Genomic DNA, 16,045 nt, shown 5'->3' with positions numbered 1-16,045 from the left:
GTGATGACTTGGATGAAAGCTTCCAACGCCTACTGCGAAAAAAGCTGGCTTCAGGCTTCGCTGATGGAACGAAAAACTGCGTTCGAACTACGCGGAGTCAATTTTAGGTTAGAAAAGCCCTAATTTTCGGGAAATTGCGTCCATCGTGCAGTCAGCCTAAACGCACATCCTGGCATAGAACGTGATCCAACCATTAACCGGCTGTAACCCGATGCGTTTCACCTGTAGTGGCTTCCGCCGTAGATTACGAATGGCTATGTCATCCTCTTGGCTGGCAAAAGACGCACCGCGACACCCATGTTGATATCGCACCGCAATAAACAAGAACTGCCAGACAGCTCGGATTGACCAGACGAGGATTTGATCGTTTTGGTCGCAAAACCGCCATCCCGATGGAGGGCTTTCAGATAGGTAGATCCTAATCTAGCATGAGGTCGTGCGACTTTTGGCCGTGCAGTCATACCATGAAAGACCAGATTGAATGAAGAAACTTACCCTTGATGCAGCAGACATCCGCATTCTCAGTGCGCTTCAGCAGCATGGGCAATTGAGCAAAGCCAAGCTAGCCGAGATCAGCGGTCTTTCCGCGACGCCGTGTTGGGCCCGATTGTCCAGATTGAAAGCTGGCGGATATATTCGCGGCTATCATGCAGATATTGCACTGGGCCAACTCGCTGATTTCGCCCAAGTGATTGTGACAGTTTCCCTGAGTCGCCATCGAAAGGCTGATTTTGAACGCTTTGAGGCTTTCATCAACAGCCGCGATGAGATCATTGATTGCATCGCCACCGGCGGCGGGGTCGATTACATCATGAAGGTCATCAGCCCCACCCTTGCCGCGTTTCAAGATCTGATGGAAGAGTTCCATGCCCAAGATCTGGGCATTGATCGCTACATGACCCACTTTGCGACGCGACAGGTCAAATCGGGTTTGCCCAACATCGCAAAGCTGGCCGCTTCAAACACCAAATAGCCAAACGGACCAATTGGTCCTGATAGGGCCGAAAAAACGGCCCGCATGGTCTGGGAATTCGGAATCTTCAGACCGCTTTCGTTGGCAATCCTGGACTACATCTCGCAGAGACTTTGGCAGTCCTTGATCAAAGTGATCATGGACAAAACGGGAGGAAGTTCCAATGCAAGCAGATGATTTCGGTTTCGGCACACAGATCCGCAAGTCGCCCTATTTTGACGCCACAGTGCGTTGGGGCGCACAAGGGTTTTCCGTATATAACCACATGTATATCCCGCGTGATTTCGGTGATCCGGCGCAGAACTTCTGGAACCTCGTGAACGATGCTATTCTGTGTGATGTTGCCGTTGAACGGCAGGTTGAAATCACAGGGCCTGACGCTGCCAAATTCACCCAGATGCTGACCTGCCGTGATCTGTTCAAGATGGCCGTGGGCCAGTGCAAATACATCCTGATCACCAACGCGGATGGCGGCATTCTGAACGACCCGATCCTGCTGCGTCTTGCAGAAAACCATTTCTGGATTTCCCTGGCTGACAGCGACATCCTCCTGTGGGCGCAGGGTGTCGCGGTCAATTCTGGCCTTGATGTCACGATTGGCGAGCCCGATGTCTCCCCTCTGCAATTGCAGGGTCCCAAGTCCGGCAAGATTATGCGTGCGCTGTTTGGCGACGAAATAATGGACCTGCGCTACTACTGGCTGCGCGAAGTCGAATTAAACGGCATCCCGCTGATCGTGTCCCGCACCGGCTGGTCGAGCGAGCTGGGTTATGAAATTTACCTGCGTGACGGTTCCAAGGGCGATCTGCTGTGGGAAACCATCATGGCGGCGGGTCTGGATTTTGGCCTGAAGCCCGGCCACACATCATCCATCCGCCGTATCGAAGGTGGGATGTTGTCGTATCACGCGGATGCTGACATGAGCACCAACCCCTATGAACTTGGATTTGACCGCCTTGTGAACCTCGATATGGAGGCTGATTTCATCGGCAAGGCCGCGTTGCGACGCATTAAGGACGAAGGCGTCAGCCGCAAGCAAATCGGCCTGATCATTGACGGTGATCCTCTCACTGGCCCCAACACGACGTTCTGGGAAATCAATTCAGATGGCGAGGCAATCGGGAAAGTCACATCCGCCGTCTATTCCCCACGTTTGGAGCAGAACATCGCTTTGGCCATGGTGTCAGCGGAACACGCCAATATCGGTGCACAGGTTGAGGTCGTTACGAAATCTGGCCCCATCCGCGCAACGATCTGCGAGCGCCCGTTCTATGACCCCAAAAAGCAAATCGCAGCCGCGTAACGCCCTGCCACAAGAAAGAAGACTGAAATGTCAGACCTCGCGATTGAACTGCATTGGCAGCGCGCCGCTCCCGTATTGCAATCAGGTGCTTATTCGAACGAGCACACGGTGCAATTTAACAATCGCTACGACCTGCTTGTGGATTCCGCCCCCGACTGGGGCGGAAATCCGGACAACACGAACCCCGAGCAGGCCCTCGCCTCGGCGCTGTCCAGTTGCCATATGATGACCTTTCTCGCGCTGGCCGCAAAAGCGGGATGGCCGGTGGCCAGTTACCACGACTATGCCGAAGCTCATTTGGGCAAAAACCCCAAGGGCCAGATGTCGGTGACGCGGATTGACCTTCATCCGGTGGTGCGTTTCGACACCGGCTTTTCGGTAAACGACGGGGAGCTGGCGCAGATGCAGGACCGCGCGCACCGCTATTGCTTTATCGCGAACACCTTGGCCGACAGTGTCGAAATATACATTCTTTAGAACTCAAAAGGAATAGCCCCGTGACCACATCTGACATCCTGCTGCGCGATCTGGACGTGAACGGCATATTGCGCCTTACCTTGAACGATGTATCGCGGCGCAATGCCTTGTCCGAGGCGATGCTGGCGCAACTCGGTGCCGCGTTTACAGATGCGGGGACCGACCCAAAGGTGCGGGTCATTGTTCTGGCGGCCAATGGTCCTGCCTTTTGTGCGGGCCACGACCTTAAGGAAATGACCGCCGGGCGTTCGAATGAGGATGGTGGCAAAGCTTATTTTGCACATGTCATGGCAATGTGCGCAGGCGTGATGCAAGGCATCGTGAATTGCCCCAAACCCGTGATCGCCGAAGTCACTGGCGTGGCCACTGCCGCAGGCTGCCAACTGGTTGCAAGCTGTGATCTGGCCATTGCAGCGGATACGGCACAGTTCAGCACACCGGGCGTGCATATAGGGCTGTTCTGTTCCACCCCAATGGTGGCGCTGTCGCGCAATGTGGCCGACAAACACGCGATGGAGATGTTGATGACGGGTGATATGACGTCAGCCGAACGGGCCGCCGAGATCGGTCTTGTGAACCGTGTTGTGGCCCTCGAGGCACTGCAAGAGACAACGATGGAAATGGCGTGCAAGATTGCGTCGAAGTCCAGCATGACGCTCGCAATAGGCAAGCGCGCCTATTACGCGCAGCGCGAAATGGTGCTGTCCGACGCTTACGATTATGCCTCCGGTGTGATGGTCGACAACATGCTGGCGCAGGACGCCGAAGAAGGCATCGGTGCGTTCATCGAAAAGCGCACACCTCGATGGCAGGACGCCTGAGCCATGAGCGCGAACCCCTACAATACCGATCTGGACCGCAATCCTGCAAACCATCAGCCGTTGACGCCACTGACATTCTTGGAACGCGCGGCCTCCGTCTTTCCTGATCACACAGCGATTGTGCATGGCGCGTTGCGGCGCAATTATGCCGCATTTTATGCACGGTCACGTCAGTTGGCATCTGCTTTGGCACAGCAGGGCATCGGGCGCGGTGACACGGTGTCGGCCTTGCTGGCCAATACGCCTGCAATGCTGGAATGCCATTACGGTGTTCCCATGTGCGGTGGTGTCCTGCATTCCGTAAACACCCGCCTCGATGCGTCGGTGATTGCGTTTCAGCTGGACCATGCCCTGTCCAAAATCGTCATCGTTGACCGAGAGTTCATGCCATTGATGCAGGACGCGCTGGCGCTGGCCACAGTGACACCTCTGGTCATCCAATACGACGACGCTGAATTCTGCGGGGCTGCAATTGTGACAGACGCGCAGGATTACGAGGCCTTCTTGTCGACGGGCGACCCTAAATTTGACTGGCTGATGCCGCTGGACGAATGGGACGCGATTTCAATTAACTACACATCCGGCACAACCGGCGATCCAAAAGGTGTCGTTTCGCACCACAGGGGCGCCTATCTGTTGGCGCAGGGTAATGCGCTGACGACTTCGATGGCGAAACATGCAGTCTATCTGTGGACGCTGCCGATGTTTCACTGCAATGGATGGTGTTTCCCGTGGACCCTGTCGGCGATCATCGGGACCCATGTCTGCCTGCGTCAAGTGCGGGCAGAACCGATCTGGACCGCATTGGCTGATGAGGGCGTCACCCACCTGTGCGGCGCACCCATTGTCATGTCTCTGATTATATCGGCCTCCGAGGAAGACAAGCGCAGGCTCGACCAAACCGTGCAGTTCTTCACTGCCGCGGCCCCGCCACCAGAAAAACTGCTGGCTGATATGAAAATCGCGGGCTTTGATGTGACGCATTTGTATGGGCTGACTGAAACCTATGGACCTGCCGTGGTGAATGACTGGCATCAAGACTTGTCTGATCTGCCGCCCGCCGAACAGGCCACGCTGAAATCGCGCCAGGGCGTGCGCTATCTGCCGCTTGAGGGATTGGATGTGCTGGACCCAGAAACCATGCAGCCTGTATCGCGCGACGGAAAAACCATGGGCGAGGTGATGTTTCGCGGCAACGTCGTCATGAAGGGCTATTTCCGCAACCCTAAAGCCACGCAAGAGGCCTTTGCTGGCGGCTGGTTCCATTCCGGCGATTTGGGTGTGCGGCATCACGACGGCTATATCCAGCTCAAGGATCGATCCAAGGACATCATCATTTCTGGTGGCGAAAATATTTCGTCCATTGAGGTGGAAGAAGCACTCTATCGTCACCCCGCAGTCGCGATTGTCGCCGTGGTGGCCATGCCCCATGAAAAATGGGGCGAAACGCCCTGTGCTTTTGTGGAACTGGCTACTGGCGAAACTGTAGATGCCGCCAGTTTGCGCGCTTGGTGCAAAGACCAACTTGCGCCGTACAAAGTACCTGGGCAGTTCGTATTTATGCCGATCCCACGCACGTCCACCGGCAAGATTCGGAAATTTGTCCTGCGCGACCAAGCCAAAGAGATCGCGCAAAACGCAAATGCAGGTCAAATGGCTCCGGATGAATGAGCCGGAGCTTTGGTGTCGCGTCAGGCTGGCAACACCTTCGATTTTTGCTCACCCAAGCCGGCAATTCTCAAGGTCACAACCTCTCCGCCGTGCAGATATTGCTGCGGGGACTGGCCCATACCCACGCCGGGAGGTGTTCCGGTTGAGATCACATCGCCCGCCTGCAGGCTCATGAACTGACTGCAATAAGAAACGAGGTGCGGAATCTTGAAAATCAGTGTCGAAGTTGATCCGGTTTGCATCCGCTTGCCATCCACATTCAGCCACATGTCCAAGTCGTCCATGTCTGCGATCTCATCAAGTGTCACAAGCCATGGGCCTGTTGGCCCAAAAGTGTCGCAGCCTTTGCCCTTGTCCCATGTCCCTGCACGGTTGAGCTGAAAATCACGCTCTGACACATCGTTGATGACGCAAAAACCAGCGACATGATCCATCGCATTGGCCTCGTCGATATAGGACCCCGGTTCGCCAATCACGACGCCCAGTTCGACTTCCCAATCCGTTTTGACCGAGCCGCGGGGGACTTGAATGTCATCATTCGGGCCAACCACAGCAGAGGTCCATTTGTTAAAGATGATGGGCTCTTCGGGGATTGGCATGCCCGCTTCTTCGGCGTGATCGGCGTAGTTCAGGCCGATGCAGACGTATTTGCCGATATGCCCTACACAAGCGCCAAGGCGCAGATCGGCTTGTGGTGTTCCTTGAACCAGTGGCAGCGTTTCCGGATCCAGCGCGTGCAAGGCTTTCAGGCCAGCAGGGCGCAATGTATCGCCAGAAATGTCCGGCACGACGCCCGACAAATCCCGCACGCGGCCCGATGCATCCAAAAGTCCGGGTTTTTCTGCGCCGGGTGCGCCATAGCGTAGAAGTCTCATATCGTATCCTCTTATTTATTGCGTAAAACTTGGTTTAATCAGGCAACGTCGCGCGCCGCCCACAGGGCCCCGCGACGGATGATCTCGGTGACTTGCGGCACCCTCAGGTCGTCTAATTCATGGCCGATTGAACAGTAGAACACGCGGCCCTTGTCCCAGCGGCGTTTCCATACAACTGGGATCACAGTGCCTTCGATCCACCACAGATGATCACCCGAAAATGTAGTGGTCGCCAAGACGTCGTTGGATGGGTCGACGAGCATGTAATATTGTTCCGTCGTCAGGCGGAAGCTTTTGATGCCTTGTACAATTGGGTCGTCTGGTTTGCAGATCGTCACGTCATAATCAACGTAGTCTTCACGCGGCTGCAGGTTGTCGGGCCATCCGGGCGGATGCGCCACGAACTGCCCCCCGATCAGGAAATGATAGGTTGGCCTGTCGCGAAAGGCGTCCCCCATGTGCCCGTGCCATCCGGCGATCCCACAGCCGTTTGCGATCAACTTTAGCAAACCGTCTTCTTGCGATTTGGTCATGTTGCCGAATTCTTCTTGGTGACCCGACCGAGCAGAAGACCAGATCGGCGTGATCAAATCGACATCGGAAAGGTCATCAGGCTGCGCTAGAGGTTCCAGCGTATCATAGATATCGACCGTAAACCCATTGGCTTCCAGCAGGTCTTTGTACCAATCTGCAAAATGCGTCGGCGTATGGCCTTCCCAGCCACCAACAAACAGGGCCGCTTTCATGGTGTCTCCTTTCGCATATAGTCCAACATCGAAGCCATGTCGCGGGCGCCATAACCTGCCTTTTCCGCCTCGATTAACTTGGCCAATGTAGTTCGGCCTTGTGGCATCGCGGTGCCAAGCTGATCTGCAAGCCCAGCCGTCACTTCCATGTCTTTGCGGGCCAGTGCCACCGTGAATGTCACATCGTGGTCCGCCTCGTTCAGATACAGCGGACGACGGTATTTAAGCATCGGCGCGCAGGCAGCGGAGGCTTCGATCACGTCAAATGCGACCTCGGATGAGATACTGGATGCTTCGGCCAAGGTCATTGCTTCGGCGAGCGTTTGATTAATCCCGTGGATCAACGAATTAACAGCCAGTTTCATGACGGCCCCCGCGCCGGACCGGCCCAGATAAATGGTTTGGCGCCCCATCGCATCGAATAAGGCGGCAACATCTGCATCTTCGTCAGTGCATCCGGCCATAATCAGCAAATCGGCATCCTCAGCGGCTTGCGTCGCTCCGGAAACGGGCGCGTCAATAACCTGGGTTCCTTCGGGCGCGTGTGCAACCAGTGTGGCAATGTGATCAGGGCTCATCGTACCCATTTCAATCACTGTCGTGGCACCCGCTACGGCAAACAAACCGTCTTTACCCAGATGCACTTGATAGGAGGCTGCGTCATCGGCCAACATCGTGACAACGATGCCAGCGCGCGCCATAAGATCCGCAGGGGTTTGCACTGGCACACAGCCCTCGGATGAGGCGAAGTCCCTCGCAGTTGTCTCGGTTCGGTTCCAGACGAACACCTCATGACCTGCCGCGATGAGATTGCGCGCCATGTGGGTGCCCATCCGGCCCAATCCAGCAAAGCCAATGCGCATCTCAGGCGACCTTATCGGAGGCTACGATCCCTGAAATCGCCTGAATAAGGCTCTCCTCGGTGACCTCTTCCGAGGTAAACGTCCGCATCACCTTGCCAGAGAACATTGCGACAATCCGGTCGCTGACGTGCAGCACCTCGGGCATCTCGGAGCTGACCACGATGACAGCATAGCCTTGTGCAGCCAATTCGCGGATCAGGTTATGAATCTCTGACTTTGAGCCTACGTCGATCCCGCGCGTCGGCTCATCCACGATCAGGACCTTGGGGTGCATCGATAGCCATTTGGCAATAACGATCTTTTGCTGATTACCGCCAGACAGGTTGCCTACCGTCTGCTTCCAGCCCGGCGTGCGAATATCGAGCTTGTCTTTGTACTTGTCAAAAATCTCTGTCTCAGCGCCGAGTGCCACGAAGGGGCCGGAGGACAGATCACCCACCTGCGGCAGCGTCATGTTGTCCCGGCAATTCATGCCCAGCACGAGGCCTTGGCCTTTACGGTCCTCCGGCACCAATGAAATGCCTTTGCTAATGGCATCGGCGGGCGAGGAGATGCGCACCTCTTCACCGCCCAACAATATTGTGCCAACACTCGGGTCGCGTAATCCGAACAATGTTTCTACGATCTCGGTGCGACCCGCCCCGACCAGACCGTAAAAACCCAGAACCTCACCACGGCGGACCTCAAAACTGACGTCTTTAAATAAGTCTCCGCATGAAAGGCCGCGCACCTCGAGAGCGACATCGCCCATCTTGTGATGGGTTGCATTGCGCGACAGATCGAGCGCGCGGCCGATCATCAATTGCGTTACCTCTTCTTCGTTGGTCTTGCGGGTCTCAAGAGTGCCACGGTAGGAACCGTCCCGCAGAACGCTGATCCGGTCGGTGATCTTGAAAATCTCTTCCATGCGGTGAGAAATATAAATGATCCCCACACCCTGACTTTGCAGGTCGGAAATGACATCGAACAACACGACCTTTTCTGCATCGGTCAGCGATGCTGTGGGTTCATCAAAAATGACCGCCTTTGCGTCCACGGTAAGCGCACGGGCGATCTCGACCATCTGCTGGTTGGCAATCGACAGGTCACCAACAATCGTTTTGGCATTGAACCCCACCTTCAGCTTTTCAAGGATTGCATCCGTTTGCGCATAAAGTGTGGCCCAATCAACCCGTCCAAAAGACCGGCGCGGCAGTTCACCAAGATAGATATTTTCTGCCACGGTTAGCTCTTCCGCGAGGCTGAGTTCCTGATGGATGAACACAATCCCTTTGGATTTAGCCTGCAAGGGCGAGGTCATGACGGTTGGCACTTCCTCTACAATGATCTGGCCTTCTTCGGGCTGGTAGATACCGCCCAAGACCTTCATTAGAGTTGATTTTCCAGCGCCGTTTTCCCCCATCAAGGCGTGGACTTCGCCGGGCATAACCGAAAATGAAACGCCATCAAGCGCTCGGACACCGGGGAAAGTTTTGACAATCCCTTCGAGACGCAAAGCGGGTGTCTGTTCGGTCATATCTTCAACTCCTCTTTGCCTTTGGTGTTCAACTGGCGATCAAGGAACAGAACCGCGATCAGGATGAGGCCAATCACCAAGTTGACGGTCGATGTATCAGCACCAATGTGACCCAAGCCCTTGCGCAACAATTGAATAGCCAGAACGCCGCCCAACGTGGATACGATTGATCCTGCCCCACCGGTCAATTTGGTACCGCCCAGAACTACTGCCGTGATGACCCAAAGCTCGTAAAGTTGGCCATCATTGGGATTGACCGAACCGGATTCAGAATAAAACACCACCGCCGACAACGCCGCCAGAAAGCCGATGATCATGAAATTGATAAGCATGTGCGGGCCAACCTTGATGCCGGCGTTCACCGCCGCCTCGCGGTTGTCCCCGATGGCATAGGCATTGCGCCCGTGCACGGTGCGCGTCATCACGTACCAGATGATCAGGGTCACGACCGCCAGAAACCAAGTCGCTGTGTGAAAACCCAGAAATTGCGCCTCAGCGAAATCTACCAAAGTCCAGTTCAGGCTCGAAGTCGGATTTTCGCCATTGTACATGAACACCAGTCCGCGAAAGCCCAACATGGACCCCAGCGTCACAATGAAGGCGTCAACGCCAGTTTTCCAGACGATCAACCCGTTGATCGCACCCAACACGACACCCGTCAGTAATGCCAGACCCCAAGACACCGGTATCACCCAATCGCCCAGACCGGCAAAAACCTCCCAAGTCATACTGTCGAGCAGTATCACCGCCGACAGCGCAAAAATGGCACCGACACTTAAGTCGATATTCCCGTTCACCATGATGATCGTCATGCCCATGGCGATGATGCCGATAGGGGCTGATTGCTTGAGCAACAGCAGCATGTTGTCGACATCCATGAACGCCTTCTCGGACAACGACAGGAATTCACCCGCCACGCTGAAGAAGACCAACTCGAGGACGATAAACCCCCATATCGCGCCGTTCTTGAGAAATTTGGACAATTTTCCAGCTTCCATTTTTCCGCTCCCTTACGCGATGTTTGACCAAAGCTTGCCGCGTTTGGCTGCAATGTCGAGCCAGACCGCAAGAATGATAATGACCCATGTCACGACAAACTGGACATAGAATTGAAGGCCAACGAGCAGTAGACCGTTCTGGATAAACCCAAGGATCAGCACCCCGATCACAGTTTTGAAGATGGTTCCGGACCCGCCAAGCAAGGATGCACCGCCCAAGATTACGGCGGCAAGAACATCAAGCTCAAGGCCTTGTCCGACAGTGTTTTGCGACCCCATCGAACGACTTGCCTGAATGAGGCCTGCTATGGCCACACAAAACGCAGACATCACGTAGCACAGGAAGACCACACGTGCACGCTTGATGCCCGAAAAGGTCGCGGCAGTTCCGTTGCCGCCTACTGCGTAAACTTTGCGCCCGAAGGGTGTTTTTGCCAGTATGATCCCCAGAAGCGCGGCCAAAAGGATGAAGACCAGAATGGGCACTGGAATTCCGAGAGCAAATCCTTGTCCAAATACGGCGAACCAAGTGCTTTCTTTATCAACGATATCCATGTTCTGACCGCCCGAATAGGTCAGGGTCAGGCCGTGAATTGCCGACAACATGCCCAAGGTCACAATCAAGGAATTCAGCTTGAGGTATCCAACCAAAAACCCAATGAACGCACCCAGACACAGGGTCATTGCGAACATCGCAGGAATGGCGAGAGCGGGACCGATCTTGTCATGCAGATCCAGCACCACAATTGTCGAGAATGACATCATGGACCCGACAGATAAGTCGAGGTTGCCACTGATGACAACAAACGTCACGCCAAGCGCCATAACCCCCAGAATGGCAGAAGACCGCACCACGCCCATAACATTGTCGGGGCTCAAGAACCGCTCGTTGGCCAACGTAAACCCGATAATGAAAACAGCAAAAGCAATCAAAATGCCTTGCCGCGCCAAAAATCGTCCGATGTCTGCTTTCGACATGCTCGCCATATTTCCCCTCCCTTGGGCCAAAGGCCCCGCAATTTTTGGCCTATGCGTTAGACCAATGTCATCCCACCATCGATCATAACGATTTGTCCGGTCATATAATCACTATCCTTGGACGCCAGATACGTGGTTGTTCCGATGATATCTTCGGTTTTGGCGACGCGGCCGCGCAGGATTTCCGATGAGAATTCCTCCATCGCCTGTCCAGGCCGGTCTGCGGCACCAATCTCCATCAAGTCCTGATCAACCTGCTCCCACATTTCTGTGGCCACCACACCGGGCGCAAAGCCTGTGACGGTGATGTTATGCTTTGCCAAATCGCGCGCACCCGATTGGGTCAGCGCCACGACAGCGAATTTACTGGCACAATACGGGGCAACATTGTCAAACCCCTGACGGCTGGCGATGGATGCCGTGTTAATTATCTTTCCACCAGTGCCTTGGGCAATCATCTGATGGGCCGCTTCTTGCATACCGATCATGCAGCCCAAGCCGTTGACGCCCATGATGAAGTTCCAGTTATCTTCGGTCACTTCTAGAAAATTCATCGGGCGGTTCACGCCGGCATTGTTGAATTTGACATCAAGTTTACCAAAGATCTGAACCGCATGCGCGATCATCGCTTTGACTGAAGCGCGGTCCGTTACATCGACCTGCGCGTAGGTGACCTTGCCGCCATGCTGCGTTGCCCTGTCAATATTTGCATCCGCAACTTGCGCGACCTTGTCGCCGTTGATGTCCGCAAAACATACGTCAGCGCCTTCATCCAATAGTGCCTCGGCAATTGCGCGCCCGATACCTTGCGCGGCACCTGTCACGATACAAGACCTTCCAGTCACACGCCCCATGACGCATCCCCCCGTAAAACTGTAATGAGTGTAGAATTGAAACGGGGCGCCGAAGCGCCCCGCAACACGGGAAATGTTTAGAACACAGGCTTTGTGAACTCTGTCATGTTGTCCTGCGTGATCTTCGGCGTGTCGAAGTAGTTCAGGAACGGAAGTTCTTCGCCGCTGAGCAGATCAATCGCGGACTTCAGCGCGGCTTCTGCGTCATCAACAGGCGACTGGTAGATCGAACCCCAGTATGTGCCTGCGGCCATTGCTTCATAGCCAACTGCGAAGTTGGTGGCGCCGACGAAAGTGATGCCCTCGCGACCAGCGGCCACAGCTGCGTTCATTGCGCCAACACCCATGTTGTCATCGCCGGAATAGACGCCGTCGATGTCGTCATACTTGACGAGGAAAGCTTCCATGACCTGCTGCGACTTTTCACGATTCCAGTCACCGGGCTGCTCGTCGATCTGCTCTACGTTTGGGCAGACTTCGGGCAGGCGGTCGTTGAAGCCCTTCGCGCGCTCGATGGCGGTCGTGTAGCCCGGCTGGCCTGTGATATGAACAACCTTGGCTTCGTTCTCAGTACCCAATGCCTTGAAGCGATCACACATGATTTCGGCAGAGCGTGAGCCTTGTGTGATGTTATCTGGGCCAGAGAATGTCGCGACGAAAGGGAAACCAGCTTCAGCGATGTTCGAGTTGGTAACAACAACCGGGATGCCAGCAGAATGCGCCTTGCGCACAGCTGGGATCACCGCTTCACCGTTTGTTGGCCAGATAATGATGGCATCTACTTCCTGCTGGATCAGGTCTTCCATCTGCGCGATTTGGCGGGCAACGTCGCCACCAGCGTCCAGAACGACGACTTCGACATTTTCGTTTGCTTCGGCTGCTGCGATGAACGATTTTTCATATGTTGTCTGGTAGCTGTCGACGCCGACGTTGTTCTGCGTGATGCCAATGCGCATTGGGCTGTGGCCGTCCGCATAGGCTGCCCCGGCAACAGTCAGTGCTGTGGTTGCGGCAGTTGCTGTCAGAATTGAGCGTAGTTTCATCGTTTTCTCCTCCAAGAAATTATCAGACTTTTATGTCTTCTCCCCACTCTCCCAAGGGGGAATCACCATCCAGTATATCGGTATGATCCCCCTAACCTTGCCGTGAGCATCCCAACATAACCTCCACAATAATATCCATTTCGGATCTTTAAGTATCCAAAATGGATATTATTGCGATACATTTCGAGGCTACTCCCACATCAATATGAGGTGCAACTCGTGACGATTCCAAAATCATCCGAAATGAACAAATCACGTGGTCGTGGCCAGTCGCGTCATCGCCACAACAACAGGAAGGCAGCGGCAGAGGGTATGAATGTCATGAGGGGGGAGAATTTCAATCAGCTCACGCCGTCTCAGGCAAAGGTCGATATGCTGAGCGTTCTGTCCTTCATGGAAAACCTCGGCGATGAGCTGGAAAACGCCTCCGAATTGTTTGTGTCCACGCCGAACCTACGCATTACCATGCATCTGATCCGGGGGCACCTCGAAGGACGACTCACGACGATGACATCCCTGATTGGTGCCAGCCGCGCGCCTTATGCTACGGCCAATCGCCGCATAAAGGATATGCAGGAGACCGGCCTGATTGATCAGCGCCCGCGCACCGCGACTGGAAAAAGCTTTTCCCTACATCCCAGCGTTCAGATGTTGGAACAATGGACACAATTGACCAGCCGCGTTCACCGTCTTGCAAGTTCGCATTTTGGCGATGCCGCTACTGCAGAAGCCTCAGACTACTATTTCGGCGGATCATACCTGAGCGCGAAATCGATCCCGCCGATGAAGGTCCTTTCCGAACCGCTTAAGCTGTCGGGGGGGCTGCGTGTTCTGGTGCATGGCGATCCGACCTTCATGGTGATGGACAACCTCAAACGCCAGTTTGAACAGACAATCGGCACGCAAATTCATCAACGTGCCTTTTCGATTGATCGCCTGCGCGAAGAAACGCTGCGCAACGCAAGCCGTAAGTCGAGCAATTACGACATCATCGCCGTTGATCTGCCTTGGGTTGGCGGGTTCGCTGAAAAGAACGTATTGATGCCCCTTGATGAGGTCATGGATATTGCCCGCATCGACCCGTCGGATTTCCATACTGCGGGCTGGCAAGCCGTCCATTGGGGCGGTCGCGCATACGGTATCCCGGCGCAAACGACCCCGGAACTCTTGTTCTATCGCAAAGATCTATTTGCGCAGGCAGGTATTGAACCACCCACAACCACGCAAGAGCTGCTGAATGCCGCAAAGGCGCTGCACGATCCACAGCGCGGACTGCATGGCATTGGGTGGAACGCCGCACGTGGAACAGCATTGGGTCACACCGTTCTGATGACACTGGCAGATTTCGGTCAACCCATCCTTGACTTGACGCCGAATGCCGGCGGATTTGAAACCCAGCATCTTGCCAACCGCGAATATCGCTTCACGATTGATACCCCTGCGGCATTGGAAGCAGCAGAGTTTCTCAAAGAACTGCTCAAATATTCGCCCCCCGATATTCTTTCGATGTCGTGGTACGAACGCATTCGCCCCTATGCCGCGGGGCGGATGGCGATGGCATACGGCTATACGCTGCTTGCCCCCTATTTTGAGCTTGATGACGCGTCGCCCGCTAAGGATCAGACCGGATACCTGCCGCACCCTGCTGGTCCCAACGGGGCACCGATCGCCCCAGTTGGCGGTTATGTAATGGGAATACCGGCCAACCTGCAAAAAGAACGCGTTGCAGCGGCGGTTGAGGCTTTGCTCGCCTTCACCTCCCCCCCGGCACAAAAGCTATACGTCCAGAACGGCAGCCGCACCAACCCACGATATTCCGTTGGATCAGACCCCGATGTGCGGCGTCTGTCCCCGATATTCGAAGCAGTTGATGGGATGTCCTGGCGCGACGAACTTCAGTTCTGGCCAAGGCCACCGATCCCCGAAATCAACGAGATCATCCAGATTTGCGGAGAAGAATTTCACGACATGCTGCGCGGCATCACCAGCCCGCAAGACGCATTGCGCCGCGCCCAAGAAAGAGCGGACGCAACACTTAAACCACCAACATAAACATGACGTCAGAAGGAGACACCCATGGACCCCAACCGCCTCAAAGGTAAAAACATTCTCATCACAGGTGCTGCGCGCGGCATGGGTGAGGCCAACGCAAGCTCCTTTGCTGAACAAGGTGCCAACGTCTGTATCGGTGACCTGGACCTCGACATGGCGAAAACTGTCGCGGATGAGATCAATGCAGCCGGCAATGGCAAGGCGATTGCTGTCAGAATGGATGTCACCAAGCGTGAAGACAACGCCGCCGCCGTTGCCGCAACTGTCGAAGCCTTCGGGTCCATCAATGTTGGCGTCTTTAACGCGGGTCTGAACAAACCCCGGTTCTTCATGGATATTGATGAAGACAACTGGGACATGATCATGAACGTCAACACCAAGGCGATGTGGCTGGGTATGCAGGAAACCGCACGCCAAATGATCGAACAGGGCCCGATGGAGGATCACCCCTACAAGCTGATCAACGTCGGTTCCATCGCTTCGCGCAAGCCACTGATTGATGTCACGGTCTACTGCACATCGAAATACGGTTGCCTTGCGTTGACTCATTGTGGCGCCCTTGGTCTGGCCGAGCACGGCATCACCGTGAATGGCTACGCACCGGGTGTCGTTGTGACCCCGCTTTGGGAACAGCTCGACAAGGACCTTGTTGATATCGGCTTCAAAGAAAAAGAAGGTCAAGCCTACGATGACATCGTGCGCGATGCGCTTCAGATCAAACGCGTGTCTTACCCCAAAGACATCGTCGGCACCGCCTCATTCCTTGCGTCTGACGACAGCGACTACATGACCGGCCAGATGATCCACGTCGATGGCGGCTGGTGCATCCAGTAACGGGCCACATTTTTCTAACCTGTAATTCAGAACGGGGCCGC

At 55.0% G+C, this 16,045-nt stretch carries 15 protein-coding genes; 7 read left to right on the top strand and 8 right to left on the bottom strand.

Annotated features, from left to right (window positions below; all coding sequences use genetic code 11):
* Positions 1-481: 481 nt before the first annotated feature.
* From V7775_RS21650 to V7775_RS21630, 5 genes are all read left to right on the top strand, one after another.
* Positions 482-973: an Lrp/AsnC family transcriptional regulator gene (locus V7775_RS21650; protein ID WP_335754015.1), complete on the top strand. Its 492-nt coding sequence runs from the start codon at positions 482-484 to the stop codon at positions 971-973.
* A gap of 163 nt (positions 974-1,136) precedes the next feature.
* The gene (locus tag V7775_RS21645) at positions 1,137-2,276 is read left to right on the top strand and encodes a glycine cleavage T C-terminal barrel domain-containing protein (protein WP_335754014.1); all 1,140 of its coding nucleotides are present in this window, start codon (positions 1,137-1,139) and stop codon (positions 2,274-2,276) included.
* Positions 2,277-2,303: 27 nt separating this feature from the next.
* Entirely contained in the window at positions 2,304-2,753 is a 450-nt protein-coding gene (locus V7775_RS21640) for an OsmC family protein (protein WP_335754013.1), read from the top strand.
* A gap of 20 nt (positions 2,754-2,773) precedes the next feature.
* Positions 2,774-3,574 carry an enoyl-CoA hydratase gene (locus V7775_RS21635; RefSeq protein ID WP_335754012.1) on the top strand — a complete coding sequence of 267 codons (801 nt, stop codon included), beginning with the start codon at positions 2,774-2,776 and terminating at the stop codon, positions 3,572-3,574.
* Between the two features lie 3 nt (positions 3,575-3,577).
* A complete protein-coding gene (locus V7775_RS21630) occupies positions 3,578-5,245 on the top strand; it encodes an acyl-CoA synthetase (protein WP_335754011.1) in 1,668 nt (555 codons plus the stop codon).
* 20 nt (positions 5,246-5,265) lie between these two features.
* Here the strand turns inward: V7775_RS21630 and V7775_RS21625 are convergent, their stop codons facing one another.
* The 8 genes from V7775_RS21625 to V7775_RS21590 all read right to left on the bottom strand — a co-directional run bounded on the left by V7775_RS21625 (position 5,266) and on the right by V7775_RS21590 (position 13,118).
* Positions 5,266-6,120 (bottom strand): fumarylacetoacetate hydrolase family protein, encoded by an 855-nt coding sequence (locus V7775_RS21625; protein ID WP_335754010.1) that lies wholly within the window; start codon positions 6,118-6,120, stop codon positions 5,266-5,268.
* A 38-nt stretch (positions 6,121-6,158) separates the two neighbouring features.
* Entirely contained in the window at positions 6,159-6,866 is a 708-nt protein-coding gene (locus V7775_RS21620; protein WP_335754009.1) for a ThuA domain-containing protein, read from the bottom strand.
* A complete protein-coding gene (locus V7775_RS21615; RefSeq protein WP_335754008.1) occupies positions 6,863-7,729 on the bottom strand; it encodes an NAD(P)-dependent oxidoreductase in 867 nt (288 codons plus the stop codon). The genes V7775_RS21620 and V7775_RS21615 overlap by 4 nt, the downstream gene beginning before the upstream one ends.
* A 1-nt stretch (position 7,730) precedes the next feature.
* Positions 7,731-9,245, bottom strand: coding sequence for a sugar ABC transporter ATP-binding protein (locus V7775_RS21610; RefSeq protein WP_335754007.1), 1,515 nt, complete (start codon positions 9,243-9,245; stop codon positions 7,731-7,733).
* The gene (locus tag V7775_RS21605) at positions 9,242-10,243 is read right to left on the bottom strand and encodes an ABC transporter permease (RefSeq protein ID WP_335754006.1); all 1,002 of its coding nucleotides are present in this window, start codon (positions 10,241-10,243) and stop codon (positions 9,242-9,244) included. Before V7775_RS21605 ends, V7775_RS21610 begins: the two co-directional genes overlap by 4 nt.
* 12 nt (positions 10,244-10,255) lie before the next feature.
* On the bottom strand, positions 10,256-11,230 hold the full coding sequence (locus V7775_RS21600; RefSeq protein WP_335754005.1) for an ABC transporter permease: 975 nt from the start codon (positions 11,228-11,230) through the stop codon (positions 10,256-10,258).
* Positions 11,231-11,277: 47 nt separating this feature from the next.
* Entirely contained in the window at positions 11,278-12,075 is a 798-nt protein-coding gene (locus V7775_RS21595; protein ID WP_335754004.1) for an SDR family NAD(P)-dependent oxidoreductase, read from the bottom strand.
* A gap of 77 nt (positions 12,076-12,152) precedes the next feature.
* A complete protein-coding gene (locus V7775_RS21590; RefSeq protein ID WP_335754003.1) occupies positions 12,153-13,118 on the bottom strand; it encodes a sugar ABC transporter substrate-binding protein in 966 nt (321 codons plus the stop codon).
* A gap of 312 nt (positions 13,119-13,430) precedes the next feature.
* On the opposite strand from V7775_RS21590, the gene V7775_RS21585 reads away from it, so the two are divergent.
* Entirely contained in the window at positions 13,431-15,170 is a 1,740-nt protein-coding gene (locus V7775_RS21585; RefSeq protein WP_443070156.1) for an ABC transporter substrate-binding protein, read from the top strand.
* Between the two features lie 24 nt (positions 15,171-15,194).
* A complete protein-coding gene (locus V7775_RS21580; RefSeq protein ID WP_335754002.1) occupies positions 15,195-16,004 on the top strand; it encodes an SDR family NAD(P)-dependent oxidoreductase in 810 nt (269 codons plus the stop codon).
* Positions 16,005-16,045 lie beyond the last annotated feature (41 nt).

The sequence above is a fragment of the Sulfitobacter sp. genome (genome assembly GCF_036960155.1).
GTDB lineage: Bacteria > Pseudomonadota > Alphaproteobacteria > Rhodobacterales > Rhodobacteraceae > Sulfitobacter.
Note: the sequence above shows the minus strand (reverse complement) of the source record. Positions and strands in the feature narration are given on the sequence as shown.